The organism is Pseudomonas sp. LAP_36 (assembly GCF_019456785.1).
GTDB classification, from domain to species: Bacteria; Pseudomonadota; Gammaproteobacteria; order Pseudomonadales; family Pseudomonadaceae; genus Aquipseudomonas; species Aquipseudomonas tritici.
Map to the genome: position 1 here is coordinate 198,507 of NZ_JAHZMS010000002.1, position 20,885 is coordinate 219,391.

Genomic DNA, 20,885 nt, shown 5'->3' on the forward strand with positions numbered 1-20,885 from the left:
AGGTTGCCGCCGCAGAATCTGCGGCGGATTTTTCACGCCTGCAAGGCGGGCGTATCAAACGAAGGGTGCTCCGATATAAGGCGCTGCCATTCCATCCGGAACCACGGCGTGAATGGGGCCTGTGCCGATGAAAGTTGGGCTGATATTTCAGCGCGGGTCTGCCACTTGATCTCGCTGACTTCTTCGGTAGCCGGCAACACCTTAGCGTCAGATTGGGCAACCAGCACATGGCACAATTCGTGTTCCGCACCGATTTCACCAAAGTGCGCATGGTATTCAAAACTATAGAGAACGCGGCAGGAGGCAGAAATGCCCAGTTCCTCGCGCAGGCGACGAGACGCGGCATCCGTAATGCTCTCGCCAGGGGCTGGATGGCTGCAGCAGGCATTCGACCAGAAGCCTGGCCACAGCATTTTGCCTGCGGCACGCCGTTGGAGCAGATGACGCCCCGCGCTGTCGATCAAATGTACCGAAAATGCGCGATGGCGCTGTCCCGCCCCCAAGTGGGCGACGCGTTTGTCACAAACACCGATTTCTACGTCCTGTGCGTCAACTAACACCACATTATGGGTCATTTTGTATGTCCTTCAGTGCTATGCCTTTTACTCAAGAGTGGGGACTTGTCCCCAGGCGCTGACTAATGTCATCGCTGCGTCGGTAAACGCTGGATCCGCACGCAGGTTGGCCATGGCATTCAGGTCTTCCTGGGTGAGTAGCCCGAGTTTCAGCAGCGCTGGCCCTGCCTGTGCAGTGGTTGACGCCCAGAAGGTATCGGCTGGGCTGCTGTCGCCGATTCGGCCTTCGACGGTGCGGTGCGTAACTTTCGCGAGTCCAAGGGCACGTAATTGGTCGGGGAGGGTATCGGCCCAAAGCATGTCGGAACCGATGGACTGCTCCAGCAGCGCGATGCCGGCCTGGGCCACTTTGCGGAACAGCGGGTGCGCAGTGTTCAAGCTCGGTTGCAGGCTCATGTCTTCGATTACCAACCAGCCACCAGGGCGCAGCCAAGTGATCGCTCGCGTCAATACATCTTCGCGCTCATTGAGGTGACACAGCAGCGCCCGTGCGTGCACGACATCAAAGGAGGCAGCAGGGAAATCCTCGGTTGCCGCATTATGGGAGAGCACCCGAATGCCGGGTAAACCAGTCAGGAATCGGGTATCGATGTCGGTGGCCGTGACCGTCGCATCAGGATATTGCTGGGTCAGCCAACCCGCGAACGATCCAGCGCCAGCGCCCAGATCGAGGATAGCGGGCTTGGCCGGCAGCTCAAGCTGATCAAAAACCGTGTAGCTCAACGGGTCAAAGGCATATTCCAGGGTGCGCAGCCGTTCCAATTGGCCGTCGTGCCGATCACCGAGATAGCTGCTGGTGTAGTCGGGCGCCTCGGCGGCGTCGATAGCGGTCATAGTGAGACCTCCAGTCGATCGGGCCCGCGGTTGAGGAACCCACGCTCGATGGGCTGAAAGCCCGGCGACCAGCGTACGTTTGGATAGGTCTGCAGCAGCAGGCGAGCGCCGATCGTGATTTCCATCCGTGCCAGCAGCGATCCCAGGCAGAAGTGACGCCCCGCGCCAAAAGCGAAGTGACTGGTCGACTGATTGCCGCGAGCCATATTGAAGGTGTCCGGGTCGGTGAATTGGTCCGGATCACGGTTGGCCGAACCGATCAGGCAAGCCAGGGTCGCGCCAGCAGGAATCGTTCCGGACGGCAGTTCCAACGCTTCACGGGCCTCTCGCAATATGAGCTGCAGCGGAGGGTTACGTCGCAGGGTTTCGGCGAGCGCATCGTCCATCAACTCTGGATTGGCCATCACCGCATCCTTGAGGCCTGGCTCGCTCAACAGGTTGACGATGAGATTGGCCAGCGCGCCGTGACTGGTCTCGCTGCCCGCTGTCATGAGGATCGCACAGTAGGCCCTCACGAACGTCTCGGACAACGGCTGACCGTCAATGCAGGCTGCCAGGAGTTGCGAGATCAAATCGTCTTTCGGCTCCGCACGGCGGGCGTCGATGTGTGGCTGGATGAAGTCGTAGAAACTGTCTCGGTTGGATAACCCACCGGTCAACAGTGAAGGATCCTGTCGATAGTTACCCATATAAGCGAAGCCGATGGCACACCAGTTCTTTAGCTGCGTCACCTCCTCGCAGGTTTCAGCCGGAAGACCCAGCACCTTGGCCATCACCCGCACCGGCAGTGCGGTGGTGAAATCTTCAATAAGTTCCACCTGGGAGCGGCCGCGCATGCGTTCGAGCAGATCGGTGGTGACCGAGATGATGGAGGTTTCGAGCACGGCGAGTGTTTTGCTGCGAAATGCTGGGGTGAGCAACGCCCGGTGCTGAGTGTGTTCGCAGCCGTCCATGGCGACTAGCGTGTGTCCCAGCAGCGGTCCGATCTGCCAAGCGTAGTTATTACTGCTCACCGCTGGATGGGTGAGTGCGGCTTTGACATCCACATGGCGACTGACCAGCCACACATCGGTGGGCTCGTCGTAGACAATCGGTAGTGTGGTACGCAAACGCTCATATAAGGGGTAAGGGTCGATTTCGAACTGTCGGGACTTGAGGGTCGGCGGGGTGAGATTCAGGTCCACTTGCCGGCCGGCCTGCGCCGCGGAATCGTTGGCATGCAGGTGATACCGGGAAACGCTACGGTGCCAATCGCCCGCCGCCCGCACAATGTGTCGCAGCCGATCCGGGTGGTTCGCGGCGAACGGCGGTTGATCTGCCTGCCGAGTGGCGACAGTGGTGAACTGCGCGACCGCCGTATTTACCATCTGATGGGCGGATTCGATTGCGGCTGGCCAATCGAGGCCAGCGCTGCCCGCCAGTATCGAGACTAGATTGAAGCGCTCACCACACACCACATCTTTGGCAATCGAATGGATATCGTTCGTCCAGGCAATAATGTCGGCACTGTGTTCGCGTAACCTGTTCCACCCTTCGATGTCGGCTGAAGGCTGGTAGGGGTCGAGCGTTTCGGCCCCATCGATCAGATCAAAGAAGAACAGCGCGCCAAACGAGTCCCGACGCAGCGGCAGATACTCGGCCAATGTGAGCGTCGTGTCGGTTTCGCGCATTCGTACCAGCGTCGCCTGCGCATGCAGATGCCGGATCAAATGCCGCACGAGCCTTTGTCGCCAACGCTCGTCACCCAAGTACCGGGTCTGTGGCCACAGATCATCGACCAGGGCAACGAGCATGGGGTCGTCAAATCGGTTCTTGTCACCCGACAGGTCAGCACTGTTCTGCTCGGTGACGGCCCGCACCGCACTGACGAAACACGCCAACGTACCGTTTTCCGCCCATGGCCCGTCGTCGATGCGGTCATCGAGAATGAGTGCCCACAGATACCAGCACACCAGGATCTCGGCCCGATGCGTGGGCGCTTCCCCGCACAGCGCTATCCCCAGTTCGAGCAGTGGAGTGGTGCTCAGACGATGTGCACCGCGGCGGCCGATCAAACCGTAGCGCTGGGCCCAGGCGAGAGCATGCGCGCGCAAATGAGCGCTGTCGGTGCGGGGTGGCGGACAGGAGAAAGGAAGGTCTATCTGAGGAATAATCAGCGTTGATCGCGGTAAATGATCGCTATGGCCGTGGCCGTGGCCGGTGCCGGGATCGCTTTCGCGGTGTTCCGGGGGCATGAAACTCTCCTTTTTTATAGATAATTGACGGCTATTCCAGGAAGCCGCCTGTTTTGCGACCACTGGCCATGGATGTCCGAAACGCCCTGCGGAACGCGTCGAGATCGTTGCCCCAGCCGTTCCGGCGCTAGCGCCTTATCGGTCAGCTTTCCAGCCGGCGTGACCTTACTCGAAAGCGAACAGCGTTCGATGTCGGAAAAGGTTGAGATTGATACGGAAAAAGCCGCTGGATACGGCCCGCAAAGGCCCAGCGCCTGAGTAGTTATGTCGACTTGTCTTTTGTGGGGACAGCGCGAAGCAATGCTGACCAGATGCAACAAGGGCGGTAGGAGGAGGGCAATTAAACAGGAGAACCTGGGGTTACCGCAGGCGGGTAATCGGTTCTTAACCTGAACGAAAAGGGACCGATGTCCCCTCGTTCGGGCTTGAGTCTTACTCTTTTACGTCCATGAACTCTTCAGCCCACGCCACGTAGCTTTCCGGCAACGTGTACGTGTGCGTCAGCTCGGTGGCGCTGAGGTTGTCGGTGCTATGGGTCAACTGGCGCTGGGCACGCAAGCTGTCGTAGGTCGCCTTGATCGCGGCAAAGTAAGCGCCGTGGCCGGCAACGACTACGCGCACACCGAGGCTGGCCAGCCGCTGGGCGTCATTCAACTTAGGATTGCCATACGTCACCAGCATCAGCGGCACCGTCAGGTTCTCCGCGATCTTCTCCAGGTGCTCGAAATCAGCCACACCCACCATGCAAATCCCATCGGCACCGGCTTTCTGATAAGCCAGGGTCCGCTCGATGACCGCTTCGGTCGGCAACACACCTGCGTTGGTCCGCGCAATGATCGACAACTCTGGATCAACCCGCGCCTCCAGTGCAGCCCGCACCTTGCCGATGCCTTCTTCAATGGAGATCAGGTCGGTGGACTTACGCCCAAATTGCGCCGGCAGCAATGTGTCTTCAATCGTCAACGCGGCCACACCGGCGCGCTCAAGTTCTTCGACAGTACGCATTACGTTCAGCGCGTTACCGTAGCCGTGGTCAGCGTCGGCAATGTACGGCAACTGGGCGACGCGACCGATGCGGGTGGCCTGTTCAACAAACTCACTCAGGGTGATCAGCGCGAAATCGGGTGCGGCCAGTACCTGCAACGAAGCGACTGAGCCACCAAGGATGCCGACTTCGAAACCCAGGTCGGCGGCGATACGCGCCGACATTGGGTCGAATACGGAGGCGGTTTCAACGCACGTTGGGGTGGCTAGCAATTCACGGAATTTGCGGCGCAAGGCTGAGTGAGAGAGTTTCGGCATGTTCTTTCCTGGTTCTGGTCATCGTCGAGTGACGATCAATGTCTATTCGTGGTGGTGCGAGATTAACACGCCAGGAAACAGGGGATTATGACGTTTAAGGCAGGCGTATGCGTTTAACGCATACGGCCTCTTCAAAGCAGCGGCAAACGGTTGATCACCTTCATCTCGCGCAGCGAGATATTTGAGCGGATGTTGAACACGCCTGGTAGCTTGCGCAGCACTTTCTCGACGAATCGGCTGTAGTCATCAAGGTCTTTAGCGACGACCTGCAACAGGAAGTCGGCTTCTCCTGTGGTGTTGTAACAGGCGAGCACATTCGGGCTGTCCAGAATGATCGCTTCGAACTGCGCGGTTACATCTTCGCCATGCTGGGTACACGCGATCTGTACGAACGCCATGACGCCGATACCGAGTTTGCGACGATTGAGTACCGCCTGAAAACCCTCGATGACCCCAGACTCTTCAAGCCGTTTTTGCCGCCTCCAGCAGGAGGCCTCGCTCATCGCCAATTGCTCGGCCAATTTCGCATTGGACAGCTTTCCATCCCGTTGTAGACGGTCGGCAATTTCAAGGTCAACTTTATCGAGTTTTTCCACAGTGAAAGATCCTTTCAGCAGACCCGCAGGCCAAATCAGTTTCTTGCAGAACTTACTGTAATGGCGCCTTTATAAGAAAGGTAAATTCATAAGATCAACGCATAATGAATGAACACTTCAAATTAAGGGGGTTCTATGAAGGCCGTGGTCTACGAAGCATTTTCAGCACCGCCCACGCTGCAGGTGGTTGCCGACCCGGCACCGGAAGCACATGGCGTCGTCGTAAAAGTAATGGCCACCGGCGTGTGCCGGAGCGATTGGCATGGGTGGGTCGGGCACGATGCGGACATCGAGCTGCCGCATGTGCCCGGGCATGAATTGGCGGGCATTGTCGAGGCGGTGGGCAAGGACGTTGTGAGGTGGAAAATCGGCGATCGCGTCACCGTTCCGTTCGTGGGTGGCTGCGGCGCCTGCCCACAGTGCAATGCGGGTCACCAGCAAGTCTGTGACAGCCAATTTCAACCCGGCTTCACGCACTGGGGGTCGTTCGCCGAATACGTATCGATTCATCAGGCAGACCTCAATCTGGTTGCCCTGCCTGACGCTATGGAATATGCCACCGCCGCCAGTCTGGGTTGCCGTTTTGTCACGTCGTTCCGAGCGGTCGTGGATCAAGGCAAAACCACCGCAGGCCAATGGGTGGCGGTGCACGGCTGTGGTGGCGTGGGTTTATCCGCCGTGATGATCGCCAATGCATTGGGCGCCAATGTGATCGCGATCGACATTGCCCAGGACAAGCTTGATCTGGCTCAGTCGCTGGGTGCGGCGGTGACTGTGAATGCCAGTCAAGTCGATGATGTAGTGGGCGCCGTGATGGAGATCAGCGGCGGCGGGGTGCATGTGTCCCTGGATGCCCTGGGACACCCGACGACGTGCTTCAACTCCATTAGCAACCTGCGCAAACGCGGCAAGCACGTCCAGGTTGGCTTGATGCTGGGCGGTAATAACACGCCCATCGTGCCCATGAGCACTGTGATCGCCAAGGAACTTGAGATCCTGGGCAGCCACGGTATGCAGGCTCACCGGTACGATGCGATGTTTGCGATGATCAAGTCCGGAAAACTGTCTCCGCAGCGACTGATAGGGCGCACCATCAGCTTGGAACAGTCCATAGACGCGTTAATGAATATGGACAGGTTCGAAGTTGCCGGTGTCACTGTGATTACGCAGTTTTGATCAACTGGAGCGCCCATCCAGCCTGATAAGCGCAGGCAGGAGGAGGGCGCCGTCGCCGCATCGCCGACACCTGCCAAAGGTTCGGCATTCAAGCTGGTGTCAACAGGCGCCGTACTTCGGCGATGATCAAATCAATCTTGAAGGGCTTATCCAGCACAGCATCAAACAAGTCTGATCTTTCCATGCCGACATGGGCTTGCGCACCACTCACCAGAATAATAGGCAAGTGATTGAGCGACGGCAGCGCACGTACGGCCGTTGCGAACTCGAGTCCGTCCATAACGGGCATCATGAAGTCGGTAATGATCAACGCTGGCCGTTCCCGCTCCAGCACTTCAAGGCCTTTGCGACCATTACCGGCCTTCACGACCATGAATCCTTCATCCTCCAGCGCATAGCCGAGAATATCGGCGATCAAGTATTCGTCGTCGACGACAAGGATGGTGGACATGTCAATTCAACCTAACCAAGTACTTATGATGCTGAGCCTGGTAGCGCAGAGTGTGCGGGAACTGAGGATGCATGTCGGGAAACCTTTCTCAGTTCAACGGTTTGGTCACGGACGACCACCTCCAGCAATGAGGTGTCATAGAAGCTGTCTCTCACTTTAAGAATGGAAAGCGTCCTCTTTAGTTCAAGTTGAATTTCCTGGAAGCGCATCAGCATCAGGTTGTCGGCGATGCTGGACAGTTCAGAGGCGGGCGCGCTGACCTCGGAGCCGACAAGGTCGTGGATCTCGATCGATGCAAATACCGTGACGCCCCTGGCACGCAGCTCGTTCATCAGAGCGCTGTAGAAGTCGGTGATGCGCGCGGGGTTATTCGACACGCGGGTCATCCCGCTCAAGCTGTCGATGAACAGACGCTTGATGCCTTTCTCCTCGACCACGCGCAACAAGCGTGCACCCAGCCCGTCGAGCAAACCTTCGGTAGTCGGTTGCCAGGCGATCGTCAGCGCGCCACTGTCTTCCAGCTGCTTTATATCGATGCCCAACGATTCGCCTTTCAGGCGCAAGCGCTGCGGGCTTTCATAGAAACCAAAGTGCAGGCCCGGCGACTCTACCGTTGATTCAGCCAGAAACTTGAGGCCCAAGGTGGTCTTGCCGATCCCTGATGGCCCCATCACCAGCGTGACGCTGGAGCGGTGCAGGCCGCCATTCAGGATGTCATCCAACGACCCGATGCCACTGGGGATACGCGTGAGGTCGGCGTTGTCGTGTGAAGACGGGTAGCTATAGAGGCTTTCCAGGCGCGGATAGACCATCAGGCCGTCGTCAGTGATTTCACACTCATGCAGGCCGGTCAGGGCGCCGCTGCCTCGGGTCTTGCGCAATTGAATACGCCGGACCGAACGCGTACCGAACAACTCCTCACCCATTTCGATTACACCGTCGACCATCGTGTGCTCGGGGCTACCGTCATCCAATCGCGAGCTGGTCAGGAACAGGACGGTGCAACCGGCAAAGGCGGCGTGACCTTGCAGTTCAGAAATGAATTTCTTGGTATCGATCGGGGAGTCGGCTTTGGAGCGGGCGTTGAGTAAACCGTCTACGACCAAGACCGTGGCCTTCTGCCGGCTGATTTCGCGCCGTAGCAGCTTGACCACTTCATCAAGACCTTCGTTTTCCAGTGTGTCAAACGCGCTGACGAACTGAATTTCCGCGCCCACCCGGGCTGCGTCAAAGAAGCTCAAGGTCGACAGGAACTGGAACAGCCGGTCATGGGACTCGGCCAACAGCGTGGCAACCAAGACACGCCCGCCGTTGCGCGCATGGTGGAACCCAAGCTGGTTGGCCAGAATGGTTTTGCCGGACCCAGGGCGACCCTGAATGATATAGGAGGCCCCAGCGACCAGTCCGCCCTTGAGGAGGACATCCAACCCTTCGATTCCGCTTTGAAGGCGATTTAGCTTTTCCACAGTACGACCCTGATCGTTAAACCCAATGGGCAGGATGCTAACGCCATTCGAGCGTTGGGGCCATTCAGGATTTGCATAACCTACGCTTTCGGTACTCCTGGCACATCCATATTTATCCTGCGCCAAAACGCTTCAGAAAAACTGTAAACCGAGAAAGCAATCAGCCCCAAGGCCATCACCATCAAAATCAACCATCCACCCGGAAGGTTCTGGAGCGCGTCGAGCGCTTCCTTCATACCAGGTGGGTCCATGGCTTGATAGGTAGAACCGCTGACTGCCAGTAGTAACGCAATCTCTATAAACACGACGCCACGTGCCATGAGACCGAACCGAGACACTGGCCGGACGTAGCGCATGACATCTTCATCGGCATTAAAGTATTTCTCGAACGACGCCTTCCATCCCTTAATGATGTGAGCCACTCCAACGCCAAGTGGAAGGAGGGCGATCAGGTACACCAACACGTTCGAGTACTCCCAAGACAACAGATGCGCCAGCCAATCTTTGGTTTGCCCTCCGGAATTGCCCGAGCTTCGAATGCCGCTCATGAGGAGGCCGAGTGCAAAAAACGCTAAAGCACCGTTGACGACACCTCCGGAAAACAGGCCCGCTCGAATAACCAAACCCTTGAGTTCTGTGCCGTGATGATCGACATCACGCGTCGCTTGCAGGACACGCCAACCTGCAAAAGCGAGCAGACCTGCCACCACAAGCCCAACCAAAAAATAGCCGAACGGCTGGCCTAGCAAGGCTTCCAGGCTCTTATGGCTGTCCTTCGGTTTTGTCGAATCGTGTGCTGCCAGCAGCGCGAAGATACCGATGATCAAATAAAGCACGCCCCGAGCGGCGTATCCGCCGCGAGCGAGTACTACAAGGCTGTGTTGCGTGGACATTGGATCTATTCCCAAGAGTGATACAAGAGCAGACCCATCTTGCCGGGAGGGGTTCGATTGAGGCGATGCCTCTTTCGATGCTCATCAACGTTGAACTTATCAAGGTGCTCATCCCCCTAAAGCAGTGCAGATGACCTCTCGTTCAGGTTGACCTGGATATACCCACTTACTCGCAAAGATTTGGTGATTTATGAAGCGTGAACAAGTAGAAGGTGTTGCAGAAAAAGTTGCTGGGAAGGCACAGAGTGTTGTCGGGAAACTGTTTGGTGATTCGAAGCTTGAAGCTGAAGGCGCTGGACGCCAAGCTGCCGGTCAACTGACCCAAACTTATGGAGATGCACTGGACAGCGTATCTACGTTTGTTAAAGAGAAACCGGGTGCCGCACTTGCAATTGGTGCAGTTGCGCTCTTGGTTCTAGAGCGTCTCTTGCGCCGCTGATTCAGACCAGCAGGCGTATAACGTCTTTTGGTTGCGGTGGCCCCCTATTGACGGTTTCCACCGCAATGAAATCTCTGGAAAAAAGATAGTATGGAAATGTCAGACGTTAAGCTTGCCCGGGTAACGCGCAAAGATGTTGACGAGCTTCTACACGCAAATCGGGAAAGCCGGGAATATCATGGCTGCTGGGTACAGCCGTTCACAACCGCTGTGGGGTTCGAGGAGTGGTATTCGGCTCAAATCATAGGCGCAAGCGTTGGGCTAGTGGCCCGCGATAGAGAATCTGGCCACATTGTCGGAGTCACCCATCTGAGCCAGATCTTCTATAAAGGATTTCAAAACGCCTATCTCAGCTACTGGGGCATGGTCTCGTTTGCTGGGACTGGAAGAATGTCCCAGGCGGTCGAGTTGACAACGATGTATGCCTTTGAGGAGTTAGGGCTTCACCGTATCGAAGCCAATATTCAACCTGAAAATGTGCGATCAATAGCTCTGGTCAAACGTCTCGGATTTCAGAAAGAGGGGTTTTCTCCGAAATACCTTCAGATCGCCGGGGTCTGGTGCGATCACGAGCGCTGGGCACTTCTGGCCGATGAGCGCTAATCGTGCGGGGTTTCCGTTGCGGGACTTCCTTGCTTGACTTGTATGCTCGGCATATTGGCTAGCTCAAATCATGCAGGTCTTTCCCGATAGGCTGACTCAAAGACCATTCAGAAAACTTTACCCGCAACCCTTGCCGTTCCGGTGTGCAGCACATGGGGCCAACTGTATAGCTTTGCGCTTCTGGAAATGGTGCAAGCCTGAGCAATGGCCAAGTCACGCCATCCGTTGAATACTGCAAGCGTAGCGCTCCATCGGAAATGGTTAAGCGAAGCCAAAAATCATTTGGGTTACCGGTGAAGCAGCTAGGCGCCCAGTCCGACCGGCCTTTGGTCAGGACGCTACTGATCATTGGCATTCCATCGTTATATTCTATCCCTGCCTTGAGCCAAGTCTCCTCATTGAGCCTGACCATAATGCCCGCCTGATCATAGAGCTCGCGAAAATCGGCGTTAACTCTGACCTGAGCCGTAAAGCTTCCTGAGGTTGCAAACCCTAAGAAATGTCCGCTGTCGCGTATGAATCCGTAGTGCGTTTCACGCCAGAAGTCGGTTTGTAAACCGGTAACCACCTCCAAGGTGCCGTCAGTAAAGGCTTGGCAAAAGCTCGGCTTGTTCAGCCAATTGGCCGTTCGCCAAACTGACGCATCAATGTCCTGACTGACCTCTACAGTCTGCTTCCTATCCATCCTGTCACCTCCACAATTTATTGGGTGGGTCTGCGTTGCAAACTACTGACGAGCCTGAGATTACTGGCTCAATGCTCTAAAAGTTAACGCGACTGTTCATCGATTGATGTTTATAGACCTGGTCTCCTCGACATCCCTAGCCTCGCCGCCTCGACCTCCCACGATCCCAGTCCAGAGGCTAATGGATGCTCGTTCAAAAAAACATGCTTTGGGACCTGGTTGAAATCTGGCAGAAACCAGACGGAAGGCACATTGGATATCTAAAGTTGTTACGCACAGGGCAGATAACTCCTATGTCGTTTATATCCGCAACAAAGTTCAAGGATCGAACCCATGACCCCGCGCCAAGCTAGCCGCATCACCCCTCCCGGTCATCCGCGTTTTCGCTGGTTCGCTTTCATTCCAGTCGTACCGGCCGTGATTTGGACACTCGTGCAATCAACCTCTGCGGCCAATCTGGCGGCCTGCGCGGTACTGGTGCTGATCGGCCTCGGTGCCTGCGCCTGGAGCGCGAGTTCGCAGCGTGACGCAGTACAGCTGGGCGTTGCGCGGGCGCAGGCGGATCTGGCCGACGCCGACGCGGCGCGCACCGGCATGGCCTCCCGGACACAGCTCGATGAGGTGTTGCTGGGCGCCATGCCGATCTGGGCCAAGCAGGTGGAAAGCTCGCGCCATCAGACCGAAGAAGCGATTGTGAGCCTGGCTAACCGGTTTACCGGGATCGCCGCGCGCTTGCAGGAAACGGTACAAGCCTCGCAGCACGCTGCCGGTGAACTGGATGGCGACGCCGCCGACGGGGCGCTTGAGGCGCTGGCCCGCAGTGACAGTGAACTGAGCCAGGTGATCAATTCGCTCAAGGCCACTCAAAGCAGCCGTGACCAAACCCTGGCCCAGGTCCGCAGCCTGACCGCCTACACTGGCGAACTGCGCACCATGGCCGCTGATGTGGCGGCGATTGCCGCACAAACCAACCTGCTGGCCCTCAACGCAGCCATCGAAGCGGCACGTGCCGGTGAGGCCGGTCGCGGCTTTGCGGTGGTGGCCGACGCGGTGCGCAGCCTGTCGAGCAAATCCAGTGAAACCGGCCAGCAGATGTCGGCCAAGGTTGACATCATCAATAGCGCCATTACGCAATTGGTCCAGGCCGCGTCCAGCAGTGCCGACCAGGACAGCCATTCGGTGGCCGAGTCCGAAAACAGTATTCAAGTGGTGCTCGAACGCTTCCAGAACATCACCGGGCGCCTGGCCGAATCCGCCGACCTGCTCAAGCAGGAAAGCTACGGCATCCGGGATGAGATGACCGAAGTGTTGGTGAACCTGCAATTCCAGGACCGGGTCAGCCAGATCCTCAGCCACGTACGAGACAACATGCACGCCCTGCATGAGCACCTCCTGCAGGCCAGCCGGGCCCCGGACCAGGCCGTGGCCGTCGACGCCCGCCAATGGCTGGCGCGCATGGAAGCCACCTACGCCACCGACGAGCAACGGCGCCTCCATCATGGAGAGGCGGCCGTGCAGCAGAATTCTCAAGACATCACCTTCTTTTAGGAGCACATCATGGCGAAGAATGTATTAGTGGTCGACGACTCCAGCAGCGTGCGGCAAGTGGTCGGCATCGCCTTGAAAAGCGCCGGTTACGACGTCATCGAGGCCAGCGACGGCAAGGATGCCCTGGGCAAGCTGACCGGGCAGAAAGTGCACTTGATCATCAGCGACGTGAACATGCCCAACATGGACGGCATCACCTTCGTCAAGGAGGTCAAGAAGCTGGCCAACTACAAGTTCACCCCGATCATCATGCTGACCACAGAGTCCCAGGAGTCGAAGAAGGCCGAGGGCCAGGCCGCTGGCGCCAAGGCCTGGGTGGTCAAGCCGTTCCAGCCTGCGCAGATGTTGGCAGCCGTGTCTAAACTGATCCTGCCTTGATCCCGGCGCCAGGGAGGCTCCCATGCCGATAACCACTGAAACAGTCGACGACACTGCCCACGTGCGCATTGACGGCGAGCTTACGATCTACACCGTAGCGGAACTGGCGGGGGCGCTGCTGCCGCAGATGGGCGCGGCACCCCGCCTGGAACTGGACCTGTCTGAGGTCACGGAAATGGATGGCGCCGGCTTGCAGTTGCTCGCGGTCATCCGGCGTGAAGCCGGCATCGCCGGTACCGCCTTGAGCGTGACCGGCCAGAGCCAGGTGGTCATGCAGACGCTCCAACTGTGTCGCAGCGCGGCCTCGTAGTCAGCGCTTCCCACGTTTTTTGATCGACAAGGAAAGTCCCGGTGAGCATCAATCTCGATCAGGCACAGCAGACATTCATCGTAGAGGCACGCGAGCTGTTGCAGGCCATGGAGCAATCCCTGCTGCAATTGGAAAGCGAGCCCGGCGACCAGGATGCCATTGGCGCGATTTTCCGCGCCGCACACACCATCAAGGGTTCGGCGGGCCTTTTCGGCCTGGCGTCGATCGTGGGGTTCACGCATATCGTCGAAGACGTGCTTGACCGCCTGCGCGAAGGCAATGTGGCGGTGGACGCCGCATTGATCGCGCTGCTGCTCAAGTGCGGCGATCACATGCTCGAACTGGTCGAAGTGGTCGCCAACCGCGGTGAAGCGCCGACGCCTGCGGCTCTGGAGCGCGGTGAGGCATTGCGCGAGGCGCTGAGTGCCTATCAGCCGATGCGAACCGCCACTGCCATCGTCGAAACCGCTGAGGTGGCCGACGACGCGGCGGTCGAAGTGCTCTGGCACATCTCCCTGCGCTTCGGCGTGGATGTGTTCCGTAATGGCATGGACCCGCTGTCATTTCTGCGCTACCTCGAGACCTTGGGGCAGATGATGCAGGTCACCACACTGACCGACAGCATCCCGCCCATGGACAGCTGGGACCCGGAAAGCTGCTACCTGGGTTTCGAGATCGACCTGCGCTCGACCGCCGGCCACGCCACCCTCAACGAAGTATTCGACTTTGTGCGTGACGACTGTGAAGTGCACATCAGTGCCGTCGACGAAGCGCCCGCCAGCACGGCGGCCATCGCTGGCGAGTTGGTCACGCCGGTCGAGCCGGGCCTTGTGACCGCCGCACCGCAGCGTCCGGCAGCCAGCGAGGCGAAACCCCGCGACGGCAATTACGTACGCGTCAACGCCGACAAGCTCGACGAGTTGATCAATTTGGTCGGCGAGCTGGTCATCGCCAGCGCCGGCGCGAGCCTGCTGGCCCGTTCCTGTAACAACGACCCCTTGCAAGAGGCCACCTCGACGGTATCGGGGCTGGTGGAAGAGATCCTCGATGGCGCCCTGCATTTGCGCATGATCCCGATCGGCGATACGTTCAACCGCTTTCGCCGCGTGGTGCGCGATATCAGCCAGGAGCTGGGCAAGGACATCGAACTGAGCATCAGCGGCGCGGAGACCGAACTGGACAAGACCGTGGTCGAGAAGATCGGCGACCCGCTGATGCACCTGTTGCGCAACGCCATGGACCACGGTATCGAAAGCGCCGATGCGCGGCGTGCGGCCGGCAAGTCGGCCAAGGGCCACTTGAGCCTCAATGCCTACCATGACTCGGGGAGCATCGTCATCGAGATCGCCGACGACGGTGCCGGGCTCAACCGCGAACGCATCTTGCAAAAGGCCCAGGAACGCGGGCTGGTGGCCGGCGGTGCGGTGCTCACCGACCAGGAGATCTACAACCTGATCTTCGAAGCGGGGTTCTCCACCGCAGAGGCCGTGACCAACCTGTCCGGGCGCGGCGTCGGCATGGACGTGGTCAAGCGCAATATCACCTTGTTGCGCGGCACTGTCGACCTCGACAGCCGCGCAGGGCAGGGCACCGTGGTGCGCATTCGCTTGCCGCTGACCCTGGCGATCATCAATGGGTTCCTGGTCGGCATCGACCAGTCCACCTACGTGATTCCCCTGGACATGGTCCAGGAATGTATCGAGCTGGATGAACACCAGCGCCAGTCCAGCCGCGACACGGGCTATCTGGATCTGCGTGGCGAGGTGTTGCCGCTGGTGCACTTGCGTGATCACTTCAGCCATGAAGGCCCTGTTGGCCGACGCCAGAATGTGGTGGTGGTGCGCTACGCCGAGCATAAGGCCGGGCTGGTGGTGGATGACCTGCTCGGTGAGTTCCAGACCGTGATCAAACCCTTGGGCAAGTTGTTCGGCGCACTGCGCGGCATCAGCGGCTCGACCATATTGGGCAGCGGCGCGGTGGCCCTGATCCTGGATGTACCGGCACTGCTCAACCAAATCGTACACCTGGAAGCCCGCACGACCCAGGCGCCTCAGTCGCTACCGGTCGTCGCCCGCTGACGTATTTGCAATTCCATGGAGGTTCCCCGATGAAATGGTTCTACGATCTTAAAATTTCCACCAAGTTGATCTGCTCATTCCTGGTGGTCCTGGCGCTCACCGGGGCCATGGGCGGCTTCGCCGTCCTTCAGCTCGGTGCCGTCAACCAGGCCGCCCAGGACATCAAGGGCAACTGGATGCCCTCCATGCGCGCAGCGGCAGGCATGCGTTTTTTTGCCGCCAACTACCGCTTGAAAGAAAACCGCCACATCGGTACCGAGATTGCAGAGGAGAAGGCCCAGGCCGAACGCGAAGCCATCGACGCGCGCCAACAGTTCGAAACCCGCATGGGCACCTACGAGCAATTGCTGTCGAACGATGAAGATCGACAGCTCCTGGCCAGCGTGAAAAGCGCTTGGGACGCCTACCTGGCATCCAGCAAGCAGTTGCTCGAGTTTTCCCGGCAGAACCAGGAAGCCCAGGCGCGCGGTTTGCTCAGGGGAGAGTCCAAGAGCCATTTTGATGAGGTGACCACTCGCCTGCAGAAAATGGTCGAGCTCAATGACGCCGGCGCGACTGCCGCCGGTGACAAGGGCTCGGCGCTGTATGAAAGCGCACGCGTGTCGATTATCGCGGTACTGGTCGCGGCCCTGTTGATCGGCCTGGGCCTGGCGGTATTCATCGCACGGATCATTTCCCGCCCGTTGCGCCAAGCCGCGAGCGCCGCCGAGCAATTGGCCGAAGGCAACCTCAGTGCGCACATCGAGCCGGGTGGGAAAGATGAAACCGGCATGGTGCTCAACGCCATGCGCAATATGGTCGGCAAGCTGGCGCATATCATCGGCGAAGTGCGTAACGCCGCCGATAACCTGGCCAGTGCCTCCGAGGAGGTCAGCGCCACCGCGCAATCGATGAGCCAGGCCACCAGTGAGCAGGCCGCCAGCGTCGAGGAAACCAGTGCGTCGGTCGAGCAGATGAGCGCCAGCATCAACCAGAACACCGAAAACGCCAAGGTCACCGATGGCATGGCCAGCAAGGCCGCCAAGGAAGCCACCGAGGGTGGCGAATCGGTCCAGCAGACGGTGGTGGCGATGAAAAAAATCGCCCAGCGCATCAGCATCATCGATGACATTGCCTACCAGACCAATCTGCTCGCGCTCAATGCCGCCATCGAGGCTGCTCGGGCCGGCGAGCACGGCAAGGGTTTCGCCGTGGTAGCCGCCGAAGTGCGCAAGCTGGCTGAACGCAGCCAAGTAGCCGCCCAAGAGATCGGTGAACTGTCCTCCAGCAGCGTGGACATGGCCGAGAAAGCCGGCAAGTTGCTCGACGAAATGGTGCCTTCCATCAACAAGACGTCCGACCTTGTGCAGGAAATCAGCGCCGCGTCCGAGGAACAGGCCGCCGGTGTCGCGCAGATCAACACCGCGATGACCCAGCTCAACCAGGTGACCCAGCAAAATGCCTCGAGCAGCGAGGAACTGGCGGCCACGGCCGAGGAAATGAGCAGCCAGGCCGAGCAACTGCAGCAGGCCATGAGCTTCTTCGTGCTGGATTCGGCGCCCAAGGCCGCGGTTCAAAGCAGCAGCGTGGACAGCCCGGGCAGCAAGCCCAACCGTCAGGCACCACGCCCGAAACCACCGGCGCAGCGCAAGGCGTTCGCCTACACCATGGCCAGTGCCCCTGACGAAGCAGATTTCACCCGCTTCTGATCGCACGATCAATACGGGCCTTACTAGGGAGAGTGACATGGGCGCAGTAATGACGAACCGGCAGACCGCGGTGGCGGTAGATGAGGATGCGCAGTACCTGACCTTTATGCTCGGCGGCGAAATGTTCGCCATCGGCATTCTGGGGATCAAGGAAATTATTGAATACGGCAGCCTGACCGTGGTGCCGATGATGCCTGCTTTTGTGCGCGGGGTGATCAACCTGCGCGGCGCGGTGGTGCCGGTGGTCGACCTGTCGGCGCGCTTTGGGCGGGCCAACTCGGCGATCACGCGGCGCTCCTGCGTGATCATCATCGAAGCGAGTACCGAAGATGGTCAGCCCCAGGACATCGGGCTGCTGGTCGATACGGTGTCTGCCGTGAGGGAGATCCCGGCCACGCAGATCGAACCGCCACCCAACTTCGGCGCGCGAATTCGCGCCGATTTCATCAGCGGCATGGCCAAGGTCGACGGCAAGTTCGTGATCGTGCTGGAGGTGGACAGGGTGCTGTCTATCGATGAGATGTCCAGCCTCGCCGAGGCCGGCCAGGCGCCGGCCCTCGACCTCGACCCGCGTTGAGACCCGACCATGCAAGACACTGTCTCCATCGACGACCGTGAATTCGGTCAGTTCCAGACCTGGCTGTACCGCGCGGCCGGCATCAACCTGTCGCCGGCCAAGAAAGCCCTGGTGGCCGGGCGCCTGTTCAAGCGCCTCAAGCACTATGAGCTGCAGAGCTATGGTGAGTATTTCAAGCTGATCATGAATGACCAGCGCAAGGGCGAATTGCAGGTTGCGCTGGATTTGCTGACCACCAACGAAACCTATTTTTTTCGCGAGCCCAAGCACTTCGACTTCCTGCGTCAGCAGGTGCTGCCCCAGGCCGTGCCTGGCAAGGTGTTTCGCGTGTGGAGCGCGGCCAGTTCCTCGGGCGAAGAGCCCTACAGCCTGGCGATGACCCTGGCCGAAAGCCTCGGCAGCACGCCCTGGGAAGTGGTCGGCTCGGACATCAGCTCCCAAGTGCTGGCCAAGGCGCGCACCGGCCATTACTCCATGGAACGCACCGAGACATTGCCCCAGCCGCTGCTGGCCAAGTACTGCCTCAAGGGCATTGGTCGCCAGGAGGGCACCTTGCTGATCGACAAGGCCTTGCGTAGCCGCGTCAATTTTGTCCAGGTCAACCTTAACGAAGCGCTGCCCGCCCTGGGAGAGTTCGAGGTGATCTTCCTGCGCAACGTGATGATTTATTTCGACCAGCAGACCAAGAGCCAGGTAATCGCGCGCCTGCTGCCGCTGCTCAGACCCGGCGGCTACTTGATCATCAGTCACTCGGAAAGCCTCCACGGCGTCAATGACACCCTGAAGCTGGTGGCACCGTCGATTTACCGCAAGCCATGAAAAAGCCTGTCGGTACGGCCGAAGTGGTATTAGCCCCTGGGCAGGTCAGCTTTGCGACGCAGTCGACGCGCCTGCGCACCTTGCTCGGTTCCTGCGTGGCGATCACCTTTTGGCACCCGCAACGGCTGATCGGCGGCATGTGTCACTTCATGCTGCCGGGGCGCCTGCGCGACCACCAGCCCCTGGATGGCCGATATGCCGACGAAGCCCTGGAACTGCTGCTGCGCCACGCCGAGGTCAATGGCACGCATGCACGGGATTACCAGGTCAAGTTGTTCGGCGGCGGCAAGATGTTTCCCGAGCAGCAGCGCCGCCTGCCAACGCAGGACGTGGCCAGCCTGAATATTCGCGCAGCGCTGGCCCTTGCCGAGCACTATCACCTGCACCTGACAGCCCAGGACATGGGCAGTACCGGTTACCGCACGATCATGTTCGACCTGTGGAACGGCAACGTCTGGGTCCGGCACCAACCAATGGGAATAATTCAACAAGATGCCTACCAAAAAAATCAGTGTGCTGCTGGTCGATGACTCGGCCGTGGTGCGCCAGGTACTGCTGGCGATCCTCAGCGATACGCCGGATATTCACGTCATGGGCGCCGCCTCCGACCCGATTTTCGCCATGGACAAACTCGCCCGGGAATGGCCGGATGTGATCGTGCTGGACGTGGAAATGCCACGTATGGACGGCATCACCTTTCTCAAGAAAATCATGAGCGAGCGGCCGACACCGGTGGTGATCTGTTCCTCGCTGACCCAGAAAGGCGCGGAAACTTCCCTGCAGGCGCTGTCGGCGGGTGCTGTGGAAATCATCACCAAGCCCAGCACCGGGTTGAAGAGTTTCCTGATCGAGTCGGCGGCCGAGTTGGTTACCGCGATCCGCGCCGCAGCGAATTCCAACGTCAGGAACCTGGGCAAGCGAAGCGCCAGCCCGGCACGGGTCCCGGCCAGCAAGCTCAGTGCGGATGCGATCCTGCCTGCCGCCAATGGCCATGCCATGGCACAGACCACCGAGCGTATCGTCGCCATCGGCACGTCCACCGGCGGTACCCAAGCGTTGGAGGCGGTACTGACGGCATTGCCGAGGGTGTGCCCAGGCATGGTGATCGTGCAGCACATGCCAGAAAAATTCACCGCCTCGTTTGCCGAGCGCCTCAACAGCTTATGCGAGGTCGAGGTGCGCGAAGCGCGCAACAACGACCGCATCCTGCCTGGCCTGGCCCTGATCGCCCCTGGCGGCAAGCACCTGATGGTCACTCGCAGCGGCGCCTATTATCACGCCCAGGTCATTGATGGACCGTTGGTCAACCGGCACCGGCCATCAGTGGATGTGCTGTTTCGCTCGGTGGCCAAGTTCGCCGGCAAGAACGCCACCGGCATCATCATGACCGGCATGGGCGACGACGGCGCGCGCGGACTCAAAGAAATGCTTGAGGCCGGGGCCGCGACAGTCGCCCAGGACGAAGCCAGTTGCGTGGTGTTCGGCATGCCCAAGGAAGCCATCAAACTCAACGCCGCCCAGCGCATCATGGCACTGGAGGATATTCATCAAGCGATTTTGTATAAGTGAACTTGAGGCGCATGACACCTCCTGTGATTTATCGAACACCCTCTGAATGAGGGCACGAATGTAACGATCTGACAGGCCAGCTCGACCTCTGACCGTTGTGACTAGTGGAGTACTCTCCTTGTAAGACGGCAAAGGGGGAAGGGAGGAAGGGAGGAAGGGAGAGTGTGGTCCGATAACGCTTCAAGTAGGCTTCAATATATTCGTCTCGCACGCTAATTTTCGCGGCCTTGTTGCCCTTACCGACAACGTTGAACCACCCGTTTTCACCGTCGTACTTGAACGAACCCATCGTAGGCTTCCAGTTGTCCCAACCGACGAGATCAGAGATTCGGAGGTAGAGAGAGGGTGGCCACAATGAATAGCGTAGGCTCGTGCCTAGGATCCTCTGCAGCCATGACTTCTGCGGTCTCGATTACATAATTCCACTGGAGCGGAGTCAGCGCCTTACCAGGGCTGATCACCGTGTTGCGCTGCTTAAAGTTGGGTTCTTGTTTGACGGACCGAATAGGATTGGCGTCAGCGGTCAGGCCTTCGTCGATTGTGCACTGGAAAAAACTGCCACAAACCCCATCGGGCCAGCACACCAAATGAGAGTGGCTGAGATACAGGGATTAACCACCCACAGCATAATACACAATTTAACATAATATACATTATGCGAAGT

The 20,885-nt window shown here is 58.9% G+C and carries 21 protein-coding genes; 12 read left to right on the forward strand and 9 right to left on the reverse strand.

Annotated features, from left to right (window positions below):
• Positions 1-32: 32 nt before the first annotated feature.
• The 5 genes from idi to JBO08_RS06460 all read right to left on the reverse strand — a co-directional run bounded on the left by idi (position 33) and on the right by JBO08_RS06460 (position 5,541).
• Positions 33-575, reverse strand: a complete 543-nt coding sequence (gene idi / locus JBO08_RS06440; RefSeq protein ID WP_065873114.1) for an isopentenyl-diphosphate Delta-isomerase — start codon at positions 573-575, stop codon at positions 33-35.
• 27 nt (positions 576-602) lie between these two features.
• Positions 603-1,409, reverse strand: a complete 807-nt coding sequence (locus JBO08_RS06445; protein WP_220074291.1) for a trans-aconitate 2-methyltransferase — start codon at positions 1,407-1,409, stop codon at positions 603-605.
• Positions 1,406-3,643, reverse strand: a complete 2,238-nt coding sequence (locus JBO08_RS06450) for a cytochrome P450 (protein WP_065890995.1) — start codon at positions 3,641-3,643, stop codon at positions 1,406-1,408. The genes JBO08_RS06445 and JBO08_RS06450 overlap by 4 nt, the downstream gene beginning before the upstream one ends.
• A gap of 432 nt (positions 3,644-4,075) precedes the next feature.
• Positions 4,076-4,945 carry an oxaloacetate decarboxylase gene (locus JBO08_RS06455; protein ID WP_065873111.1) on the reverse strand — a complete coding sequence of 290 codons (870 nt, stop codon included), beginning with the start codon at positions 4,943-4,945 and terminating at the stop codon, positions 4,076-4,078.
• Positions 4,946-5,076: 131 nt separating this feature from the next.
• Positions 5,077-5,541, reverse strand: a complete 465-nt coding sequence (locus JBO08_RS06460; RefSeq protein WP_065873110.1) for an Lrp/AsnC family transcriptional regulator — start codon at positions 5,539-5,541, stop codon at positions 5,077-5,079.
• Between the two features lie 135 nt (positions 5,542-5,676).
• On the opposite strand from JBO08_RS06460, the gene JBO08_RS06465 reads away from it, so the two are divergent.
• The gene (locus JBO08_RS06465; RefSeq protein ID WP_065880507.1) at positions 5,677-6,717 is read left to right on the forward strand and encodes a zinc-dependent alcohol dehydrogenase family protein; all 1,041 of its coding nucleotides are present in this window, start codon (positions 5,677-5,679) and stop codon (positions 6,715-6,717) included.
• Between the two features lie 88 nt (positions 6,718-6,805).
• Here the strand turns inward: JBO08_RS06465 and JBO08_RS06470 are convergent, their stop codons facing one another.
• The 3 genes from JBO08_RS06470 to JBO08_RS06480 form a co-directional block, all read right to left on the reverse strand.
• Positions 6,806-7,168, reverse strand: a complete 363-nt coding sequence (locus JBO08_RS06470) for a response regulator (RefSeq protein WP_065873108.1) — start codon at positions 7,166-7,168, stop codon at positions 6,806-6,808.
• 23 nt (positions 7,169-7,191) lie between these two features.
• Entirely contained in the window at positions 7,192-8,634 is a 1,443-nt protein-coding gene (locus JBO08_RS06475; RefSeq protein ID WP_065880508.1) for an ATPase domain-containing protein, read from the reverse strand.
• 80 nt (positions 8,635-8,714) lie between these two features.
• Complete coding sequence (locus JBO08_RS06480) at positions 8,715-9,527, reverse strand: DUF1206 domain-containing protein (protein ID WP_065873106.1); 813 nt, start codon at positions 9,525-9,527, stop codon at positions 8,715-8,717.
• Positions 9,528-9,717: 190 nt separating this feature from the next.
• Here JBO08_RS06480 and JBO08_RS06485 point away from each other — a divergent pair, with 190 nt between their 5' ends.
• Entirely contained in the window at positions 9,718-9,966 is a 249-nt protein-coding gene (locus JBO08_RS06485; protein WP_220074290.1) for a CsbD family protein, read from the forward strand.
• A gap of 90 nt (positions 9,967-10,056) precedes the next feature.
• Positions 10,057-10,569, forward strand: coding sequence for a GNAT family N-acetyltransferase (locus JBO08_RS06490; protein WP_220078210.1), 513 nt, complete (start codon positions 10,057-10,059; stop codon positions 10,567-10,569).
• Positions 10,570-10,627: 58 nt separating this feature from the next.
• Here JBO08_RS06490 and JBO08_RS06495 read toward each other — a convergent pair whose 3' ends face one another.
• Positions 10,628-11,254, reverse strand: coding sequence for a DUF1349 domain-containing protein (locus JBO08_RS06495; RefSeq protein WP_065880509.1), 627 nt, complete (start codon positions 11,252-11,254; stop codon positions 10,628-10,630).
• Between the two features lie 636 nt (positions 11,255-11,890).
• Between JBO08_RS06495 and JBO08_RS06500 the strand changes: the two genes are divergently transcribed.
• Genes JBO08_RS06500 through JBO08_RS06540 form a run of 9 tightly spaced genes read left to right on the forward strand, consistent with a single transcriptional unit; the run spans position 11,891 to position 20,221 of the window.
• Positions 11,891-12,802, forward strand: a complete 912-nt coding sequence (locus tag JBO08_RS06500) for a methyl-accepting chemotaxis protein (protein WP_225930702.1) — start codon at positions 11,891-11,893, stop codon at positions 12,800-12,802.
• Positions 12,803-12,811: 9 nt separating this feature from the next.
• The gene (locus JBO08_RS06505) at positions 12,812-13,180 is read left to right on the forward strand and encodes a response regulator (protein ID WP_065873103.1); all 369 of its coding nucleotides are present in this window, start codon (positions 12,812-12,814) and stop codon (positions 13,178-13,180) included.
• 22 nt (positions 13,181-13,202) lie between these two features.
• Positions 13,203-13,490, forward strand: a complete 288-nt coding sequence (locus tag JBO08_RS06510) for a lipid asymmetry maintenance protein MlaB (RefSeq protein ID WP_065873102.1) — start codon at positions 13,203-13,205, stop codon at positions 13,488-13,490.
• A 41-nt stretch (positions 13,491-13,531) separates the two neighbouring features.
• On the forward strand, positions 13,532-15,568 hold the full coding sequence (locus JBO08_RS06515) for a chemotaxis protein CheA (RefSeq protein WP_065873101.1): 2,037 nt from the start codon (positions 13,532-13,534) through the stop codon (positions 15,566-15,568).
• A gap of 29 nt (positions 15,569-15,597) precedes the next feature.
• On the forward strand, positions 15,598-17,256 hold the full coding sequence (locus JBO08_RS06520) for a methyl-accepting chemotaxis protein (protein WP_220074288.1): 1,659 nt from the start codon (positions 15,598-15,600) through the stop codon (positions 17,254-17,256).
• Between the two features lie 37 nt (positions 17,257-17,293).
• Positions 17,294-17,833, forward strand: coding sequence for a chemotaxis protein CheW (locus tag JBO08_RS06525; protein WP_065873099.1), 540 nt, complete (start codon positions 17,294-17,296; stop codon positions 17,831-17,833).
• A gap of 9 nt (positions 17,834-17,842) precedes the next feature.
• Positions 17,843-18,652, forward strand: coding sequence for a protein-glutamate O-methyltransferase CheR (locus tag JBO08_RS06530; RefSeq protein ID WP_065873098.1), 810 nt, complete (start codon positions 17,843-17,845; stop codon positions 18,650-18,652).
• Positions 18,649-19,182 carry a chemoreceptor glutamine deamidase CheD gene (gene cheD / locus JBO08_RS06535; RefSeq protein WP_065873097.1) on the forward strand — a complete coding sequence of 178 codons (534 nt, stop codon included), beginning with the start codon at positions 18,649-18,651 and terminating at the stop codon, positions 19,180-19,182. The genes JBO08_RS06530 and cheD overlap by 4 nt, the downstream gene beginning before the upstream one ends.
• A complete protein-coding gene (locus tag JBO08_RS06540) occupies positions 19,145-20,221 on the forward strand; it encodes a chemotaxis response regulator protein-glutamate methylesterase (protein ID WP_065880512.1) in 1,077 nt (358 codons plus the stop codon). Before cheD ends, JBO08_RS06540 begins: the two co-directional genes overlap by 38 nt.
• The last annotated feature ends 664 nt before the right edge of the window (positions 20,222-20,885 follow it).